The organism is Streptomyces yamdrokensis (assembly GCF_053890455.1).
The window spans coordinates 774,450-791,985 of the sequence record NZ_CM132679.1 but is presented as its reverse complement, the minus strand read 5'-3'; the positions used below and the strand labels follow the sequence as shown (position 1 = coordinate 791,985).

At 72.1% G+C, this 17,536-nt stretch carries 15 protein-coding genes and 3 pseudogenes; 10 read left to right on the top strand and 8 right to left on the bottom strand.

The genetic code is table 11. The features are described from left to right. The first annotated feature begins 67 nt into the window (after positions 1–67). Positions 68–1,108, top strand: a complete 1,041-nt coding sequence (locus tag ACWZEH_RS02930; RefSeq protein WP_456195392.1) for an NUDIX hydrolase — start codon at positions 68–70, stop codon at positions 1,106–1,108. Positions 1,109–1,166: 58 nt separating this feature from the next. Here the strand turns inward: ACWZEH_RS02930 and ACWZEH_RS02925 are convergent, their stop codons facing one another. Then, positions 1,167–2,537 (bottom strand): dipeptidase, encoded by a 1,371-nt coding sequence (locus ACWZEH_RS02925; protein WP_456195391.1) that lies wholly within the window; start codon positions 2,535–2,537, stop codon positions 1,167–1,169. A 232-nt stretch (positions 2,538–2,769) separates the two neighbouring features. On the opposite strand from ACWZEH_RS02925, the gene ACWZEH_RS02920 reads away from it, so the two are divergent. Next, positions 2,770–4,113 (top strand): geranylgeranyl reductase family protein, encoded by a 1,344-nt coding sequence (locus ACWZEH_RS02920; RefSeq protein WP_456195390.1) that lies wholly within the window; start codon positions 2,770–2,772, stop codon positions 4,111–4,113. A 425-nt stretch (positions 4,114–4,538) separates the two neighbouring features. Here the strand turns inward: ACWZEH_RS02920 and ACWZEH_RS02915 are convergent, their stop codons facing one another. Then, entirely contained in the window at positions 4,539–4,808 is a 270-nt protein-coding gene (locus tag ACWZEH_RS02915; protein ID WP_456195389.1) for a DUF6332 family protein, read from the bottom strand. A 122-nt stretch (positions 4,809–4,930) separates the two neighbouring features. On the opposite strand from ACWZEH_RS02915, the gene ACWZEH_RS02910 reads away from it, so the two are divergent. Beyond that, positions 4,931–5,317 (top strand): MarR family winged helix-turn-helix transcriptional regulator, encoded by a 387-nt coding sequence (locus tag ACWZEH_RS02910; protein WP_456195388.1) that lies wholly within the window; start codon positions 4,931–4,933, stop codon positions 5,315–5,317. On the opposite strand, the gene ACWZEH_RS02905 is transcribed toward ACWZEH_RS02910, so the two are convergent. The 3 genes from ACWZEH_RS02905 to ACWZEH_RS02895 all read right to left on the bottom strand — a co-directional run bounded on the left by ACWZEH_RS02905 (position 5,304) and on the right by ACWZEH_RS02895 (position 8,051). Beyond that, on the bottom strand, positions 5,304–6,077 hold the full coding sequence (locus tag ACWZEH_RS02905) for a maleylpyruvate isomerase family mycothiol-dependent enzyme (RefSeq protein WP_456195387.1): 774 nt from the start codon (positions 6,075–6,077) through the stop codon (positions 5,304–5,306). The genes ACWZEH_RS02910 and ACWZEH_RS02905 overlap by 14 nt on opposite strands. A gap of 70 nt (positions 6,078–6,147) precedes the next feature. Continuing rightward, complete coding sequence (locus tag ACWZEH_RS02900) at positions 6,148–7,371, bottom strand: MFS transporter (RefSeq protein WP_456195386.1); 1,224 nt, start codon at positions 7,369–7,371, stop codon at positions 6,148–6,150. A 170-nt stretch (positions 7,372–7,541) separates the two neighbouring features. Then, entirely contained in the window at positions 7,542–8,051 is a 510-nt protein-coding gene (locus tag ACWZEH_RS02895; RefSeq protein ID WP_456195385.1) for a hypothetical protein, read from the bottom strand. Positions 8,052–8,360: 309 nt separating this feature from the next. Here ACWZEH_RS02895 and ACWZEH_RS02890 point away from each other — a divergent pair, with 309 nt between their 5' ends. Together ACWZEH_RS02890 and ACWZEH_RS02885 are read left to right on the top strand one after the other, a co-directional pair. Further along, positions 8,361–9,194, top strand: a complete 834-nt coding sequence (locus ACWZEH_RS02890; RefSeq protein WP_456195384.1) for a hypothetical protein — start codon at positions 8,361–8,363, stop codon at positions 9,192–9,194. 117 nt (positions 9,195–9,311) lie between these two features. Next, positions 9,312–10,049 carry a class F sortase gene (locus ACWZEH_RS02885; RefSeq protein WP_456195383.1) on the top strand — a complete coding sequence of 246 codons (738 nt, stop codon included), beginning with the start codon at positions 9,312–9,314 and terminating at the stop codon, positions 10,047–10,049. 80 nt (positions 10,050–10,129) lie between these two features. Here ACWZEH_RS02885 and ACWZEH_RS02880 read toward each other — a convergent pair whose 3' ends face one another. From ACWZEH_RS02880 to ACWZEH_RS02870, 3 genes and pseudogenes are all read right to left on the bottom strand, one after another. Continuing rightward, on the bottom strand, positions 10,130–11,812 hold the full coding sequence (locus ACWZEH_RS02880; protein ID WP_456195382.1) for a cellulase family glycosylhydrolase: 1,683 nt from the start codon (positions 11,810–11,812) through the stop codon (positions 10,130–10,132). 151 nt (positions 11,813–11,963) lie between these two features. Next, a complete protein-coding gene (locus tag ACWZEH_RS02875) occupies positions 11,964–13,049 on the bottom strand; it encodes a GDSL-type esterase/lipase family protein (RefSeq protein ID WP_456195381.1) in 1,086 nt (361 codons plus the stop codon). 178 nt (positions 13,050–13,227) lie between these two features. Then, a pseudogene (locus tag ACWZEH_RS02870) lies at positions 13,228–13,653 on the bottom strand (tripartite tricarboxylate transporter permease); the annotation flags it as partial. Here ACWZEH_RS02870 and ACWZEH_RS02865 point away from each other — a divergent pair. From ACWZEH_RS02865 to ACWZEH_RS02845, 5 genes and pseudogenes are all read left to right on the top strand, one after another. Then, positions 13,650–14,180, top strand: a pseudogene (locus tag ACWZEH_RS02865) (RNA-guided endonuclease InsQ/TnpB family protein); the annotation flags it as partial. The pseudogenes ACWZEH_RS02870 and ACWZEH_RS02865 sit on opposite strands and share 4 nt — an antisense overlap. Positions 14,181–14,194: 14 nt before the next feature. Further along, positions 14,195–14,290, top strand: a pseudogene (locus ACWZEH_RS02860) (two-component system response regulator); the annotation flags it as partial. A 308-nt stretch (positions 14,291–14,598) separates the two neighbouring features. After that, positions 14,599–15,714 (top strand): Gfo/Idh/MocA family protein, encoded by a 1,116-nt coding sequence (locus ACWZEH_RS02855; protein WP_456195380.1) that lies wholly within the window; start codon positions 14,599–14,601, stop codon positions 15,712–15,714. Further along, positions 15,711–16,706 (top strand): DUF6807 domain-containing protein, encoded by a 996-nt coding sequence (locus tag ACWZEH_RS02850; protein WP_456195379.1) that lies wholly within the window; start codon positions 15,711–15,713, stop codon positions 16,704–16,706. Before ACWZEH_RS02855 ends, ACWZEH_RS02850 begins: the two co-directional genes overlap by 4 nt. Then, positions 16,700–17,533, top strand: a complete 834-nt coding sequence (locus ACWZEH_RS02845; protein ID WP_456195378.1) for a cupin domain-containing protein — start codon at positions 16,700–16,702, stop codon at positions 17,531–17,533. Before ACWZEH_RS02850 ends, ACWZEH_RS02845 begins: the two co-directional genes overlap by 7 nt. The last annotated feature ends 3 nt before the right edge of the window (positions 17,534–17,536 follow it).

Sequence of the window (17,536 nt, the reverse complement as noted above, 5' to 3'; positions counted from 1 at the left end):
CTGGGGCTGGTTTCCGTGGCAGGGTGGAGCGGGCAAGCCACAGGGGGCCAACAGAAGAGGGGGAACCGTGATCGTCTGGATCAACGGTGCGTTCGGTGCGGGGAAGACCACGACCGCACGGGAACTGATCGAACTGATCCCGAACAGCGCGCTCTTCGACCCCGAGGTCATCGGCGGGGCGCTCAGTCAACTGCTTCCGCCCAAACGCCTCGCCGAGGTCGGTGACTTCCAGGACCTTCCCATCTGGCGCCGGCTCGTGATCGACACGGCGGCGGCGATGCTCGCCGAACTCGGCGGGACCCTGGTCGTTCCCATGACCCTGCTGAGACAGGAGTACCGTGACGAGATCTTCGGTGGCCTCGCGGCCCGCCGGATTCCGGTCCGGCACGTCCTCCTCGCTCCGACGGAAACGATCCTGCGTGAGCGAATAGCGGGCCGGGAGGTTCCGCCGGACCTCCCGGACGGCGAGATACGGATCCGGCAGTGGTCCTACGACCACATCGAGCCGTACAAAGCCGCTCTGGCCTCCTGGCTCACCGCCGACGCCTACCCCGTCGGCACCGGCTCGCTGAGCCCGTACGACACCGCCGTCCGGATCGCCGAGGCGGTCGGCAGCGGTGAGGTGCCCGCCTGCGACATCGTGCAGACGCCCGAGCCGACCGCCGAGACCGTCGCCGCCGGTGTCCTCCTCTTCGACGAGCGCGACAGAGTGCTGCTCGTCGACCCGACGTACAAGCCGGGCTGGGAGTTCCCCGGCGGAGTCGTCGAACCCGGTGAGGCACCCGCGCGCGCGGGTGTCCGCGAAGTCGCCGAGGAGACAGGCATCCGCCTCGACGACGTGCCGGCCCTGCTCGTCGTCGACTGGGAACCGCCCGCACCACCCGCCTACGGCGGCCTGCGCCTGCTCTTCGACGGCGGCCGCCTCGCCGCCGCCGATGCCGCACGTCTGCTGCTGCCAGGCCCCGAACTGCGCGACTGGCGCTTCGTCTCCGAGACGGAGGCCGCCGACATGCTGCCCCCGGTCCGCTACGAACGGCTCCGCCGCGCCCTGCGGGCGCGGGAACGCGGGAAGGCGATGTATCTGGAAGCCGGGGTACCGGTCGGCTGACGCCCGGAGCCCGACCGGGCCTCGTACGCTGTCCCGCAGCCGGGCCGCGCGGGTGGGATCATCCCGTGGGCTCGGCCGCGGACGCGTAGTTGCGCAGGAACAGCGCCTCCGTGACCGACAGCCGCTCCAGCTCGTCGGGCGAGACGCTCTCGTTCACCGCGTGGATCCGGGCCTCCGGCTCGCTCAGGCCGATGAGCAGGATCTCCGCCTGCGGGTAGAGGGCCGCGAGGGTGTTGCACAGCGGGATGGAGCCGCCCTGCCCCGCGTAACTCATCTCCTGGCCCGGGTACGCGACCGCCATCGCGTCGGCCATGGCCCGGTAGGCCGGGCTGGTGGTGTCGGCGCGGAACGCCTGCCCCTGTCCGATGTGCTCGGTGCTCACCCGCGCGCCCCACGGCGTGTGCGCCTCCAGGTGCGCCCGGAGCAACTCGGTCGCCTCGCCCGCGTCGACGCCCGGCGGCACGCGCAGGCTGATCAGCGCGCGGGCACTCGCCTGCACGGACGGGGTCGCGCCGACGACCGGCGGGCAGTCGATGCCGAGGACGGTGACGGCCGGGCGGGCCCAGATGCGGTCGGCGACCGTGCCGGAGCCGATCAGCTCCACGCCGTCGAGGACTTTGGCGTCCTTGCGGAACCGCTCGTCGTCGTACTGCAGCCCCTCCCAGGTGCTGTCGCCGGTCAGCCCGTCGACGGTGGTGCTGCCGTCCTCCGCGCGCAACGAGTCCAGGACGCGGACCAGGGCGGCCAGGGCGTCGGGTGCGGCGCCTCCGAACTGGCCCGAGTGCAGGTTGCCTTCGAGGGTGTCGACGCGCAGCCGTACGAGCGTCATGCCGCGCAGGGTGGCGGTCACCGTCGGCAGACCTGCGCGGAAGTTGCCGCTGTCGCCGATGACAATGGTGTCGGCCGCCAGCAGTTCGGGGTGCTGCTCGGCGTACCGTTCCAGACCGCCGGTGCCCTGCTCCTCCGAACCCTCGGCGATCACCTTGACGTTGACGGGGACGCCACCGTCGGCCCTGAGCGCGCGCAGCGCCAGCAGGTGCATGATCACACCGCCCTTGCAGTCGGCGGCCCCGCGCCCGTACCAGCGGCCGTTCCGCTCGGTCAGCTCGAACGGCGGCGTGTCCCAGCCGGCCTCGTCCAGCGGCGGCTGCACGTCGTAGTGGGCGTACAGGAGCACCGTCCTGGCGCCCGCGGGGCCGGGGAGGTAGCCGTACACCGACTGCGTGCCGTCCGGGGTGTCGAGGAGGGCCACGTCCTGGAACCCCTCGGCCGTGAGCGCGTCGGCGACCCAGCGTGCGGCGCCCTCGCTCTCGCCGCGCGGGAACTGGTCGAAGTCCGCCACCGACCGGAAGGCCACCAGTTCGGCGAGCTCCTCCTTCGCCCTGGGCATCAGTGAGGCGACGGTCACGGCGACCGGATTCGACGACATGGGCACGCTCCTTGTGGGTGCGACGTTGTACGGGTGCGTACTTCGTGGGCGAGGCGATCGTGGAGCACGGGTGAGGTCCGGTGTATGGGGCACCCATGCCGCACGATCCTCCCACAGCGGCCTTTGGTGATCGTCGCCGTAGTATGCGGTGGACAGATGGGGGCACCCCCTGCTCGATTGAAGCCGGGAGCTGGGGGGAGGCAGGCGGCTGGATCGGGAGCAGTAGACCATCGTGAGCAGCGAGAACTCTTCGGCGGACGACGCGCGGCAGGTATGGGACGTCGTGGTGGTGGGCGCGGGACCCGCGGGGGCCTCGGCCGCCTACGCGGCAGCGGTCGCGGGACGGCGCGTGCTGCTGCTGGAGAAGGCGGAACTGCCGCGTTACAAAACGTGCGGCGGCGGCATCATCGGCCCCTCGCGCGACTGCCTGCCGCCCGGCTTCGAGCTTCCGCTGAAGGACCGGGTGTATGCGGTGACGTTCTCGAACAACGGCCGCTTCACCCGTACCCGCCGGTCCCGGCAGATGCTGTTCGGGCTGATCAACCGGCCCGAGTTCGACCACCAGCTGGTGGAACACGCGCAGAAGGCCGGCGCCGAGGTGCGCACCGGCGCCGCCGTGCAGCGGGTCGAGCAGCACGGTTCGGCCGTACCGGACCGCCGCACGGTCGCACTTGTCCTGCAGGGCGGTGAGACCGTGCTCGCACGGGCCGTGGTCGGCGCGGACGGCAGCGCCGGCCGCATAGGAGCACACGTCGGGGTCAAAGTGGACCAGGTAGACCTGGGCCTGGAGGCGGAGATCCCGGTGCCGGACACCGTCGCCGAGGACTGGAAGGGGCGGGTGCTCATCGACTGGGGCCCGATGCCCGGCAGTTACGGCTGGGTTTTCCCCAAGGGCGACACACTCACCGTCGGCGTGATCTCCCGGCGCGGTGAAGGCGCCGCGACCAAGAGGTACTTGGAGGACTTCATCGGACGACTCGGTCTCGCCGGCTTCGAACCGAGCATCTCCTCAGGTCACTTGACCCGGTGCCGGGCGGACGACTCGCCGCTGTCGCGCGGACGGGTGCTCGTGTGCGGGGACGCGGCCGGGCTGCTGGAACCGTGGACCCGTGAGGGCATCTCGTTCGCGCTGCGCTCGGGCCGGCTGGCGGGGGAGTGGGCGGTGCGCATCGCCGAGGCGCACGACGCCGTGGACACCCGTCGGCAGGCGCTGAACTACACCTTCGCGGTCAAGGCGGGACTCGGTACCGAAATGAGCGTGGGCAAGCGGATGCTGACCGCGTTCGAGCGGCGCCCGGGGGTGTTCCACGCCGTCCTCACCGGCTTCCGGCCCGCCTGGAACGCCTTCCGGGACATCACCCGCGGGGCGACGACTCTCGGCGAGCTGGTCCGCACCCATCCGCTGGCCCACCGCGCCATGACCGCGCTGGACCGGCGTCCCGCGGGCGGCGGCTCCGGTGCCGCGGACAGGCCCGGTGCCGACGCCGGGCCCGGGACCGGTGGCGGGTCCGAGGCCGGGAGCGAAACAGCGGCCGGTGGAACGTCCGGGGCCGGGGGCACGTCCACCAGTTCGTGACCGTGATCCGGAAGACCGGATGGGCGGGGGCGGTGCCGCGCAGTTCCTCGTCGGAGGAGCCGGGGCCCACTTCGTCGAATCCGTCCGGGTGCCGGCTGCGTGGGGGAGGGTGTCCTGACGGTGGCGGTGGCCTGCTTCAGCGCGGTCGTCACCGGCCACCGCTCTGCGGCGCGGGCGGCGACGGGAACACTCCGGGCAGGGCATCCGCCGCTCGCCCGGCTGCTGTACAGGCGGCCGTCGTGGCGGTGGCGGAACCGGCCGGGACCCGCGGAACCGGCCGCCGCCGGTGGCGCCGGCAGGCATCGGCCCGACCGATGAGAAGAGCGCTTGCCGCAGGCCGGCAGCCCGCTCACCGCCAAGACCCAGGTCAGCCGCTCCATGGTCGAACCCGGCGCCCGCGTCCGCCCCCGACTGGTCGTCGCGGCCTATGAGTCGGGCTTGGCCCGACCGGGCCGGCCCGGTCGGGCCGGCGCCCGGAACCGCGTCAGCACACTGATCACCCGAACGAGGAAGAGGACCGGCGCAAGCACCATCCCGGCACCGAGCAGCAGCCCTTCGGAGGCATCGGGGAGAGTGAAGAGCAGCGCCGGACCCGCCGCGGCGCCGAAGACGACCGCAGCGGCGAACACCGCGCTGCACAGCGCGTAGCCGATCTCGACGGTGATCGCATCCCGCTCGGCCTGAGTCCGCCGCACCCGTAACTCCCCCCTCGCGTAGCCTGCTTGACCATCCTGAAGTCAAGCAGCCCTGGGTCCCGGCGGGCAAGGAGCCCAAAGCGCGTACGTGACGTGGGTGTCGTGCCTGCTACGGTGCGGCCATGGCGGCGAAGCAGGTCGAACAGGCGCTCGTGCAGCAGTGGCGGGACATCCTGGCCCTGCATGCGCGCACGCAGTGCGAACTCGACCGTGCACTGCACGAACACGGTCTGTGCGGAAGCGACTTCGAAGTCCTCGACATCCTCGCGGGCGCGCTGCGCGGCTGTTCCTACCGCGTCCAGGAGATCGCCGAGCGCGTCCACCTGAGCCAGAGCGCGCTGTCCCGGCTGATCGCCCGCCTTGAGCGGGAAGGGCTCGCCGAACGGGGCTTGTGCGCGGAGGACCGGCGGGGCGTGCGGGTCTCGCTGACGGAGAAGGGGCGCGCGCTGCACGACGAGGTACTGCCCGTGCAGCGCGCGGTGCTGACCCGGATGCTCACGCGCGACTGACCCGGGGCTCCCGGGGAGGGGAAGCCAGGACCACGGCGGAGGTGTCCTGCCAGAGCGTGGCGAGGGCGGGGTCGCCCGACACGGCCGGCATCGGCAGGCGGTTCCACAACGCGAGGTACAACTGCTCGGCCGGACCGAACAGTTCGCATTCGGCGTCTCCTGCCGTGTCCCGTGTGGTCACGGGCGGCTCCGGGGAGAGCCGTACGGTCCACACCGCGTCGGCGTTCGTCACCCGCACCCGCAGGACGCGCGGCACTTCGGTGCGGACCCGGCTCTTGGGACGGGCGTGGAAGCCGCGCAGCAGTTCGTCGATGCCGTCCACCGCGAAGTCCGTGGAGACCGGCGCCGGAGTGCCGCCGCGCGCCGCCTCCGCGTCGAACCGGTGCACCGCCGTCTCGTGTGCCTGGCGGCGGGCCCAGAAGGCCAGGGCCGAGGCCGGTCCGGGCAGAAAGGTGAAGCACTCCACGTCGGGAGCCGCACCCGACAGGGTGTCGACCAACCCGTGATGGCCTTCGCGGTACCAGGCAATGAGCTCGGCGCCGTCCAGCTCGGGAGGGTCGCCCACCGGACGGGGCCGCACCTGCCCGTCGGCGACATGGGCGGCGGCCCACCGGTGCACCACGCCGGTGTGCCGGACCAGGTCGCGTACCCGCCATCCGGGGCAGGTCGGCACCTCGGCGTCCAAACCGGTCCTCTCGGCGGCGTCGGCCAGCAGGCGGCCCTCTTCGTCCAGAACCCCTACGAACCAGGAGACGTCCATGGGGAGAAGTGTGCCGTACGCGTACGCGGCCGGTGGAGTGAACGTGCGGCGGGCCGCCCCCGGCCAGAGGTCAGGCCGGGTCCGCCTTGCGAGTCGCGAATCCGATCACCGTGGCCACCGCCGCGAGTACCGCCACGCTGGTCAGAGCGGCGGGAAGGCTGAACCGGTCCGTCATGAACCCGATCGCCGGCGGACCGAGGAGCATGCCGCCGTACCCCAGGGTGGACGCCGTGGCGACACCGCTCGGGCCGGCGAGCGCGCCCGCGCGTTCGATGGCCACCGGGAAGAGGTTGGCGAGGCCGATGCCGGTGACCGCGTAGCCGAGCAAGGCCCCCTCCAACGAGGGCGCGAGCGCGCCGAGCAGCATCCCGGCGGTCGCGGTGGTACCGCCCGTGACCAGGGTCCGGGTCCTGCCCAACCGCTCGAGCAGTGTCGTACCGGTGAGCCGCCCGGCCGTCATGGCGAGCGCGAAGCAGGAGTACCCGAGGGCCGCGACGCCCGGCGAGGCGCCGAGGTCCTCCTCCAGGTGCAGCGCACCCCAGTCGGCCAGGGCCCCCTCGCCGTACGCGGTGCAGAGCGCGATCAGGCCGAAGACGATCACCAGCGTGCGTGTACGGCCGTCCAGCGGGCGCGGGCCGCCCTGCTCGGTCCGCCCGGCGTCCTTGCCCTGGCCCGGTCCGTGGCCCGCGGGGGCCGGCGGCTCGATCCGCATGAGCATCCGTCCCGCGACGGCGGTCACCACCAGGCCGATCGCCGCGAGCCCCCACAGATGCCGGGTGGGCGAGAGGGAACCGGCGACCAGGGCGCCCAGCCCCGCGCCGGCCATGCCGCCCAGGCTGAACGCGGCGTGGAAGCTCGGCATGACGGGGCGCCGCAGCACGGCCACCAGATCGACGGCCGCACTGTTGAAGGCGACATTGATGCCGCCGTAGGCCGCGCCGAACACCAGGAGCACGGTGCCGAGCGTGAGCGCGGAGTGGGTGAGCGGCGGCAGGCCGACACTGAGGCAGAGCAGGACCGCGCAGACCACGGTGACGGGATGGCTGCCGTAGCGGCGGCACAGGCTGCCGGTGAAGATCATCGTGACGACGGCCCCGGCGGAGACTCCGAGCAGGGCGAGCCCCAGCCCGCTCGCGGAGGCGCCGGTCTGCTCCTTGATGGCGGGAATGCGCACGACCCAGCCGGCGAAGACGAAGCCGTCGAGGGCGAAGAAGAGGGTGAGGGCGAGGCGGAGGCGGGCGAGGTCGGAGCGCGGCACGACACTGTGCGAGCGGAGTTTGTTTACTAGCGGCACAAAATGAGGCTAAGCGGGTCTCCGGGGCAGGGGCAAGCAAGAGAGCCGGCTCATGCGGTGTGCACCGCGTGAGTCGCCCTCTTGGCGCGGTCATGGAGTCGTCGGTTGTGGAGCCGCCGGTCCCAGCCCGCCGCCCGCGCCCCTCATCGGTCCATCGGCCATGGCCCGCGTCAGCATCGGTCCTGATCGCCGGCCCACTTCAGGAGCAGCAGTTCGCGCTCCTCGCGGCCCGGGGTGGTGGCGTGGTCGCGGCGCCAGGCGAGGAGGCCGTCGAGACCGGCGCCTTCGCCGTCCACGAGCCGTCGCAGGAGGGTGAGCGAGAGCTCGTACTCCGTCGGCCCGTAGGTCCCGCCCGTGACGGCCGCGAAAGGGCTCGCCTCGACCGTTCCGTCGTCGGTCGTCACGCGGAGGGTGAAGAAGGGCGGGTGCTCGGGACCCTGGTTCAGTATGGCGCTCACCACGTCGAACGCGAGGGAGGCGTACCGCCGCACCGCCCGCCGGACGGTGACGTCGGCGACCTCGATGCCGTGCACCTCGTCCCAGGCCCAGCATCCCGTCCGCTCGCGGCCCAGCAGCTCGACACCGTCCTTGGTGAGCCGCACCCCCGAGGCGTTCCCCTCCGGCTCGGCCCCCAGATACACGGAGTCCTCGGTGATCCAGAACAGGCCGACCATGGCCATGCGCGCCTCCAACGGCATCGTGCGTGCGGCGCCAGTCGGTCCGCCGCTCCGCAGGCGAGTACTGGCCCCGCCCTTCCGCTTCCCCAGACGCGGAGCCTCGGCAGAGGGTTCCGCTTCCGGGTGGAGGCGGGCGCGGCCCGTGCGACACCGGAGAAGGTGTCGATACCGCCGTGAGAGTGGCTCTGTAACCCGTGTGAACGCCTCGAATGGTGGGAGTCGGATCCATGACTGACGGTAGATCACGTCGGGGCTCGGTCCATGTGCTGACGTGGGGTCAGCAGCCGGGGCCACCGACGGAAGGACACTCGGATGCGCTCTGCCCGCATGCTGCTCGCCACCGCGACGGCCACCGCGGCCCTCGTGGTCTCGGCGCCCACAGCCTTCTCCGCCCCGATGGGCGACTGGGAGCACGACAAGTCTTCCTACAGCAAGGAGCACGACAAGGACAGCAGCCACGACAAGCCGCACGGCGGAGTCCACACGGGCGGCGGTGCCCTGGCCGCCGTGGGCGAGGACGGCTGGAGCGGCGAGTACGACAAGGAGGAGTCGAAGGACGAGTCGAAGTACGAGGACAAGGACAAGCACGAGGACAAGGACGAGGAGAAGGGCCGGGAGCACGGCAAGCCCAGCGGTGGTGTGCACACCGGCGGCGGTGCCCTGGCTGCCGTGGGTGAGGACGGCTGGAGCGGCGAGTACGACAAGGAGGAGTCGAAGGACGAGTCGAAGTACGAGGACAAGGACAAGGGCAAGCACGAGGACGAGGACAAGGACAAGGGCAAGCACGAGGACGAGTACGAGGACAAGGGCAAGCACGAGGACAAGGACGAGGAGAAGGGCCGGGAGCACGGCAAGCCCAGCGGTGGTGTGCACACCGGCGGTGGCGCCCTGGCCGCTGTCGACGAGGACGGCTGGAGCGGCAAGCACGACAAGGAGGAGTCGAAGGACGAGTCGAAGTACGAGGACAAGGACGGGTACGGGGGCAAGAAGGACTGGGAGCACGAGAAGCCGAGCGGTGGCATGCACACCGGCGGTGGCGGGCTCTCCGACCCGAGTGTCTCCGGCGGCGGCCTGGCCGCGCTGGCGGTTCTCGGCGCCGGTGCCTACGCGCTGCGGCGCAAGAAGGCGTCCGGAAGCGTGGCCTGAGCCATGCCCGGCGCCATAGCAGCCGGGGCCGCCGTACACGCGTCGCGTGTCACGGCGGCCCCGCTCACCCTTTCGCCTTCCGTTTCCGCTGCCGTGTCCGAATGAGGTGGTTTTCCGATGGCAGCCCGCCCCCCTTCCTCCGTCCACACCGATCCGGCCCCGGCGCGACGGAAGCTGCGCGCCGTCATGACGGCGATCTTCTGGGGCACGGCAACCCTGGTGCTGGCGGTGAGCCTGCTCGGCGGCAGGGAGGGTCCTCCTGCCGACGCCCTCGGCACGCACGCCCCTCCCGCGGCCTCCACCACTGCCACTGCTTCCGCCACCGCTTCTCCTTCTGCCTCCGCCACCGCCACGCGTCCTGAGCCGAGCCGTTCCGCCGCGCCCCAACCGGCCGGCACGCATCTGCCGCGGTCCGCCCCGACCCGGTTGCACATCCCCGACATCAACGTCGACGCGCCCTTCACCGATCTGGCCATCGGCGCTTCGGGCCAGCTCGACGCGCCGCCCCCGGACGACACCAACCTGGTCGGCTGGTTCGCCGACGGAGCGTCCCCGGGGGAGCGCGGAACATCGATCATCGCCGGACACGTGGACACGAAGACCTCGGCCGCGGTGTTCGCCCGGCTCTCCGAACTCGAGAAGGGCGACCGCTTCGAGGTGGAGCGGACCGACGGGCGTGAGGCGGAGTTCGTGGTCGACCACGTGGAGTCGTTCGCCAAGGACGACTTCCCCGACGAGCGCGTCTACGCCGACACGGACGATGCCCAGGTGCGGCTCATCACCTGCTCCGGGGACTACGACCGCAAGGCCAAGGACTACACCGAGAATCTGGTGGTCTTCGCCCACCTGGTCTGACGTGCACGGCCCGGTCGGCCCGGCCCGAACGGACCGCTGCCCGGAAGGGGAGGAGGACACCCTTCCGGGCAGCGCGTTCGTCAGGCCACGGCGCACGCGGACCCGTTGAGGGTGAACGCCGACGGACTGGGGCTGCTGCCCGTCGTGGTGGCGGTGAAGCCGAGGGTGACGGAGCCCGCCGCGGGGATCGACGCGGTGTAGGGAGCCGAGGCGACGCCGACCTCGGAACCGGTCTGGACGGGGGTGCCGCCCCACATGTTGGTGATGCGCTGGGAACCGGGGAAGGTCCAGTTCAGCGTCCAGCCGGCGACCGCCGAACTGCCGGTGTTGCGGATGACCACCTCGGCCTGGAATCCGCCGGGCCACTCGTTCGCCACCCGGTAGGCGACCGCGCAGGAGCCCTGGCTCCCGCCGGAGGACGTGGTGACCGTCACCGTGCCGGAGCGCGGCGAGCGGTTGCCTGCCGCGTCCCGGGCGTACACGGCGAACGTGTAGGAGGACTCGGGGGAGAGGCCGGTGAGGGTGGCTGAGGTGCTTGCGGTCGTGGTGGCGACCGTTTCCCCGCCGTCGCTGATCCGGACGACGTCGTAGCCCGTCACTCCGTTCTCGTCGGTGGCCGCCGTCCAGGAGAGCGTGGCCGACGACGAGGTCACCGCGGAGGCGGCCGGCGTGCCGGGGGCGGTCGGGGCCGTGGTGTCACCGCCCGATCCGGAGGAGTAGATCTCGGCCTCCTCGGACGTGGCGGCGATGCCGTTGGCGCCGTCGAAGAGGCGCTGCCCCCAACTGGTCGGCTGGTCCGGGTCGAAGTTCGTGACCATGTCCAGGTACTCGACCCCGCCACCGTTGCCGCTCCAGGACCAGCCGAGGTAGCCGAGGCCGAGCTGCCGGGTGACGGCCAGGATGGTCTCCTCGTCGGGGTTCCCGTCCGAGTGGTCGTGGCCGAACTCGCCGACCACGATGGGGAGCCGAGCGGAGACGAAGCGGCCCAGGTAGTCGCTGATCTCGGCGGCGGTGTCGAAGACGCCGTACATGTGGATGGAGAACACCGTGTTGGCGTCCGGGTCGGCGGCGAAGACCGAGGCGGCGTTGTCACGCATGGTGAACGCCCAGTCCTGGCCCCAGTTGGGGGCGTCGACCATCAGCGTGTGGTCGAAGCCCGCGTTGCGCAGTTTCTGGATGGCGGCCTTGGTGTCGGCCGTCCAGTTCGCGTAACCGGTGTTGCCGTGGGGCTCGTTGCCGATGTTGACGACGACGTGGTCCTCCTGGCCGGTCAGCGCGCTCTGGACACCGATCCAGTAGTCGGCGGCGCGGGAGAGGGTGACCGCCCCGCTCTGCTCGCCGTAACCGGTGGTGTCGTGCACCTCGAGGACGCAGATCAGCCGGTTCTGCTTGCACTGCGCGACGACGTTCGCCACGTCGGCGGTGTCGTTGGCGGTCCACCGGTCGCCGCTGGAGAGGACCACGCGCACGGTGTTGGCACCCTTGGCCTTGATGTGCGCGAGGGAGCTGATCCGGTCCGTGTACCAGGTGTGGGCGTGGTTGACCCCGCGCATCACGAAGTCGTTCCCGGAGGCCTCCAGCAGTCGGCCGTTCTCGACGCGGAAGCCGGTGGGTGCCGCGTGCGCCGGGGTACCCAGGACGAGGAGGGGGAGCAGGAGACCCAGGAGGGTGGCGATCAGGCCGGCTGTACGAGGGAGTGCGGTGACACGGGGGGTGGAGGTCGGGGCGGGTGCGTGGGTGGGTGTGGGCGGACGGCATCTCATGGCGGCTCCAGAAGACGATTCGGGTGGGAGGAGTGATGCGGGGGCCGGGGCGGCCCCGGGTCCGGTGCTGGCGCGTGTCCGTGCCGTGGGTGGTGCGGTGCGTGCGTCGGTGAGAGGGCTGTACGGGGGAGTGCTGTACGTGCGCCGTGGGTCAGGAGGTTGCCGTGGCCGTGCAGCCGACGGTTGCCGCCGGAGCCCCGGACGTTGCCGGGGTACTGGCGATGAGGCCGAAGGAGGTGCTCGCGCCGGGACCGAGGGTGCCGTTCCAGCCCGCGTCGGTGACGGTCGCCGTGCCGCCGTCGACGGTGGTGAGCGTGCCGCCCCACACCTGGGTCAGCCGCGCGCCGGCGGCCGGTGCGACCGTCACGGTCCAGCCGGTGAGTGCGGCGGCGGAAGTGTTCCGTACCGTCACCTCGGCCTGGTAGCCGCCAGGCCAGGTCGAACCGGCCAGGAACGACGCGGTGCAGGTGGCGTCGTCGCCGGGGTCGCCGGGGTCACCCGGGACACCTTGGTCGAGGACCTCCGCCAGGGCCGGATGCCAGCGGGCGGCGATCTTCTCGTTGCCGGCGTCACCCGGGTGTACGCCGTCGTAGGTGTCGGTGGCCGTGTCGAAGCCCGTCCACTGGTCGACCACGGTCACCGGCGAACGGGTGGTGCTCGTCTCCGTGGCCCAACCCGGAATCCGCGCGTTGAAGTCGACGACGCGCTGGGCGCAGCCCGTGCAGCCGGCAGGGTTCATCGGGATGATTTGGGCGACCAGGAGCCGAGTGTCCGGGTTGGCCGTCCGCATCTGCGTCACCAGCTTGGTGTAGGCGGCGAGGATGCGGTCGGGAGGGACGCTGCTCCAGACGTCGTTCGTGCCGAAGTGCATGACAACGATGTCCGGCCGAGTCGCCGCCAGTCGTGCGGGCAGCAGGTCCTGGTCGGCGACGTTGGTCACCAGCTCACCGCCGTGACCCTCGTTGTCGCCGTCGTACGCCATGCCGCAGCCCTGGCCGGGCAGGGTGCCGACGAAGTCGATGTCCGTGTGGCCGGCGTCCTGCAACCGGTTCCACAGCAGGGCCCGCCAGCAGCCCGGCGAGCCGGTGATCGAGTCGCCCAGCGGCATGATGCGGACGGGGGCCGCGTCCGGTGCCGCGGCCGCGCGCGGGGCGAGGGTGAGGGTGAGGCCGAGCGGGAGGAGCAGGGCGGTCAGCACGAGCAGGGCCCGTAGCGGTAAGTGGTCGATGACGCGCATGGTGTTCCCTTCCCTGGATGAGGTGGGAGCGCTCCCATGAAGACATCAAGCCACCTTTGTCAGTGTCCCGTCAAGGGTTGGGGCGGGGAACGCACGCCCACATGACGTGCCCTGGAGGGAAGAACCCCGCGACCGGGATCAGCTTCCGGTGCGCCGGCGGGTCACCGCCTTCTCCAGCGGCGGCCGGGCCGAGGATGACGGCGATGACGGCGGGCAGCACCGGCAGCCCGTACCGCCGCATACCGAAGCCGATCAGACCGATGATCAGCAGGATCACCAGGTCGATCACCTCGCCGCCGACCGCGTACGCGCCGATCGCCGCGAAGAACAGGATCCCGGCGCAGAGGTACGGCCGCGGGATCCGCAGCGGCTTCGCCCGCACCGGTGCCAGCGGCAGGTTGAGAGCCGGCAGCAGCACCATGCCGACGAACGGCGAGGCGATCAGGCCCCACACCAGGTCGGGCTCACGCTCGAAGAGCAGCGGGCCCGGCTGGATGCCGTACTGCTGGAAGGCGGCCGGCATCACGGCCGCGACCGCCGTGGTCGGCAGGCCCGGCGTCAGCATGGAAACCCGCCTCCCCGCCGCCGAGGCGGACGCCGCGGACCCGCATCGAGGTCGCGCGCCAGTACGCGCGTGTCGCGGACCGGCGCCGGGACTTCCACCACAAGGCATCCGCACAGATCATTCGCGACAGCCAAGCGGTGTACGTGGAAGACCTCGCGGTGTCCGGCCTCGGCCGCACCCGGCTCGCCAAGTCCGTGCACGACGCGGGATGGTCCGCCTTCGTCGGCATGCTGGAGCACAAGGCGCTCAAGCACGGCCGCACCTTCGCCAGGGCGGCCCGGGCCTGCCCCTCCTCCCAGGTCTGCTCGGCCTGCGGATTCCGGGACGGCTCCAAGCCTCTCCACGTCCGTCAGTGGGCATGCGGCGAGTGCGGCACGGTGCACGACCGCGACCACAACGCAGATCGCGATGTCCTCTTCGAAGGACGCCGTAGCGTCGCCGCCGGACGGGCGGAGACGCCAAACGCCTGTGGAGCGCCGGTAAGACGGGCACACGTGCCCGCACAGCGCGGTGAAGCAGGAAGCCCCCGGAAGGGTCGGACGACCCAGGCCGGAATCCCTGGACTTCAGGCCAGGGAGCACGTCAACCGGAGCACTTCCACGCCGTGGGCAGGGCCGAGGTCTCCCTGCGGTACGGGGCGGCAGGGCGGCCGGAATGCCGCTACCGGCTCCTGGGACCGCCGGGGGACCGGCCCGACCGGGTGCCCCGGCACCGGCCCGGACCGCAGAGCGGCGGACGGGCCGCCGGGCGGACCGGTGGGCTCCGGTCGGGTGGCGGGGCGCGGGCGTAGAGGTACGGGGCGGCGGCCCGGCGGACCGCGTGCGGGGCGAACCCGCTCATGGCACGGGGTTGTACCCGTTCGCGCCCGGATCTAGGGTCGACCAGCGGGTGCAAGCGCTTTCTGTCCGCTGCGTGCCGACGAGGGCTCCCGGAACCGGGAGTCCGTCGGCACCCTGGGCCCGCCGACCGTCCAAAGGAGTGCCGATGTCCCTGCCCCCTGTCCGCCGCCGCGTCGCCGTCGTCGGCACCGGCGCCATCGTCGCCGGGGGCCACCTGCCGGCGCTGCGGGCCCACTTTGACCGCACCGAACTCGTGGCCGCCGTCGATGTGGACCCGGGCAGGCTCGGCGCCTTTTGTGAACTGGCCGGCGGACAGGTGGCCGGGTACGCCTCGGTGGACGCGATGCTGGACGCCGTACGCCCGGACCTTGTGCTGATCGGAACGCCGCCGTCGCTGCACCGGGAGCAGACGGTGGCCTCGCTCCGGGCCGGCGCCTGGGTGCTGTGCGAGAAGCCGTTGTGCCTGTCGCTCGCCGAGTACGACGAGATCGCGGCGGCGGAGGACGCGTCGGGCGCGTACGCCTCCGTGGTCTTCCAGCACCGCTACGGCTCGGGATCCGTCCACGCCCGGGAACTGATCGCGAGCGGTGCCCTGGGCGCCCCGTTGGTCGCGCACTGCCAGACCACCTGGCACCGGGACGCCGCGTACTACGCCGTCCCCTGGCGCGGGCGGTGGGCCACCGAGGGAGGCGGCCCGACGATGGGGCACGGCATCCACCAGTACGACCTGCTGCTCCACCTCCTCGGCCCGTGGGAGGAGATACGGGCCATGGCGGGCCGGCTCGTCCACGACACCGAGAGCGAGGATGTCTCCACCGCCCTGGTCCGCTTCCGGGGCGGCGCCCTCGCCACCGTCGTCAACAGTGTGCTCTCGCCGGACGAGGTGAGCCGCGTCCGCGTGGACTGCGCCGACGCCACGGTCGAGCTGACCCACCTGTACGGGCACCGCAACGACGACTGGTCGTACACCCCGGCGCGGCACGTCCCCGCCGAACGCGCCGTCGCCTGGCGCACCCCGCCGCACGACGTGCCCAGTTCGCACACGGCCCAGCTCGGCGCCCTCCTCGACGCCCATGACGCCGGTGTCCGACCGCCGGGCAGCGGTCAAGAGGCCCGGGGAACCCTCGAGTTCGCCGCCGCCCTGTACAAGTCCGCGTTCACCGGCAACCCGGTGCGGGCCGGCGAGATCGTGGCCGGCGATCCCTTCCACGCGGCCATGCACGGTGACCACCCCGACTGGTCCCCGAAGGAGCAGGCTTGAGCACCCGTGCCGCGCAGGCCGCCCGTGCCGCCCACGGCCTCCGCGTCGGCCACACCCACGGTGAGGCCGTCACCGTCACCACCGCGGACGGCACGGAGATCCTGCGCTACGTCTACCGCCCCGACCCCGACGCCTTCGAGTCCCGCAAGCCGTACGCCCACCCGGTGCGCACACTCGCCGGCCGCACGGTGACCGGGTACCGCCCGAACGACCACCGCTGGCACAAAGGCCTGCAGATGACGGCCAGTCACCTGTCCGGACAGAACTTCTGGGGCGGCGACTCCTATGTCCACGGGCGCGGTTACCTTCCGTTGCCCGAACGCATCGGCTCCATGCGGCACGACGGCTTCTCCACGTTCACGGTCGGGGCCGGCCGCTTCGACTGCGCCGAGGACCTCACCTGGGTGGAGAACGGAGGAGCGGAGTGGGCGCGCGAGGAACGCGGCCTGAGCGTCCACTCGGTGGACGAGGAGACCGGTGCCTGGGTCTTGGACTGGTCGATCCGGCTCACCAACGTCCGTGACGAACCACTGGTGTTCGGCTCCCCGACCACCGCCGGACGTGAGATGGCCGGCTACACCGGACTCCAGTGGCGCGGCCCGCGCGACTTCACCGGTGGCACGGTCCTCGCACCCGGTGCCGGTATCGGCGGTGGCGGTCCGGTCGCGGGCACGGAGGCGGGTACGGAGAGGTTCATGGGCACACGGGGCCCGTGGCTCGCCTTCACCGGTGAGCACGACGAGGTCGACGCCCATTCCACGCTCGTCTTCGCCCACGCCCCGGAGAATCTCGACGCGCGCGCCGCGATCCACCTCTCGCACTGGTTCGTCCGCTCCGAGCCGATTCCGTCGGTGGCGTTCTCCTGGGCGTTCTTCGAGGAGTTCGCGCTGCCGCCGGGTGAGTCCTTCGCCTACCGCTACCGGATCGTCGTGGCGGACGGCGCCTGGGACCGGGAGCGAGTGAGCGCGTATCTGGAGAGTCTGCCGTGGTGAGCGGCCCCGGACCGGCGTATCCGAATCCGCTGCCCGGTGCGGTGGGACTCTCCCACCTGGACGCGTACGACCGGGAGGCCGCCGACGGCGTGTGCGGCGGCAGCCCGCACCTGCACCTGGTGTGCACGGAGGCGTACGTCGTCACCGCGGGCCGGGGCGCGGTGCAGACACTCGGCCCTGACGGCTACCGGGACATCCCGCTGCGGCCCGGTTCGGTCGCCTGGTTCACCCCGGGCACCGTGCACCGGATGGTCCGGGACAGGGACAGGGACAGGGACAGGGGCAGGGACAAGGACAAGGACAAGGACAAGGACGGGACCGGCGGCGGGGAGGACGGTCTGCGGATCACCGTGCTGATGCAGAACAGCGGCCTGCCCGAGGCCGGCGACGCGGTCTTCACCTTCCCGCCCGAGGTCCTCGCCGACCCGGGCCGGTACGCCGCCGCCGCGGCTCTGCCGCCCGGCACGGGTTCGGAGACGAAGGCCGCGGCCCGGCGGCGCCGGGACCTCGCCGTCGAAGGCTTCCTCGTCCTGCGTGAGGCGTGCGTGGCCGGTGACCCGGGCCCGTACCGGGACTTCCAACGCGCCGCCGCCCGGCTGGTGCGCGACCGCGTGCCGGCCTGGCGGCGGCTGTGGCGGTCCGGCGCCCTGGCCGCCGCCGAGCGGACCGGCGCCCAGCTCGACGCGCTCGCCGACGGTGTCCCCGCCCACCTCGCCGAGGCCACGGCCTACGCGGCCGAACCCACTCGGCGCGGCGGGTTCGGCATGTGCGGACGGCGGGACGAGTACGCGCTGCCCGGTGTCACGGTGCCGTACGGCGACGGGTGAACC

Bases quoted from the DNA above. Each gene is read 5' to 3' on its own strand.
- ACWZEH_RS02925 (WP_456195391.1), bottom strand. From the start codon at position 2,537: ATGTCGTCGAATCCGGTCGCCGTGACCGTCGCCTCACTGATGCCCAGG.
- ACWZEH_RS02910 (WP_456195388.1), top strand. From the start codon at position 4,931: ATGGCGGCGAAGCAGGTCGAACAGGCGCTCGTGCAGCAGTGGCGGGAC.
- ACWZEH_RS02905 (WP_456195387.1), bottom strand. From the start codon at position 6,077: ATGGACGTCTCCTGGTTCGTAGGGGTTCTGGACGAAGAGGGCCGCCTG.
- ACWZEH_RS02895 (WP_456195385.1), bottom strand. From the start codon at position 8,051: ATGGCCATGGTCGGCCTGTTCTGGATCACCGAGGACTCCGTGTATCTG.
- ACWZEH_RS02890 (WP_456195384.1), top strand. From the start codon at position 8,361: ATGCGCTCTGCCCGCATGCTGCTCGCCACCGCGACGGCCACCGCGGCC.
- ACWZEH_RS02885 (WP_456195383.1), top strand. From the start codon at position 9,312: ATGGCAGCCCGCCCCCCTTCCTCCGTCCACACCGATCCGGCCCCGGCG.
- ACWZEH_RS02880 (WP_456195382.1), bottom strand. From the start codon at position 11,812: ATGAGATGCCGTCCGCCCACACCCACCCACGCACCCGCCCCGACCTCC.
- ACWZEH_RS02875 (WP_456195381.1), bottom strand. From the start codon at position 13,049: ATGCGCGTCATCGACCACTTACCGCTACGGGCCCTGCTCGTGCTGACC.
- ACWZEH_RS02855 (WP_456195380.1), top strand. From the start codon at position 14,599: ATGTCCCTGCCCCCTGTCCGCCGCCGCGTCGCCGTCGTCGGCACCGGC.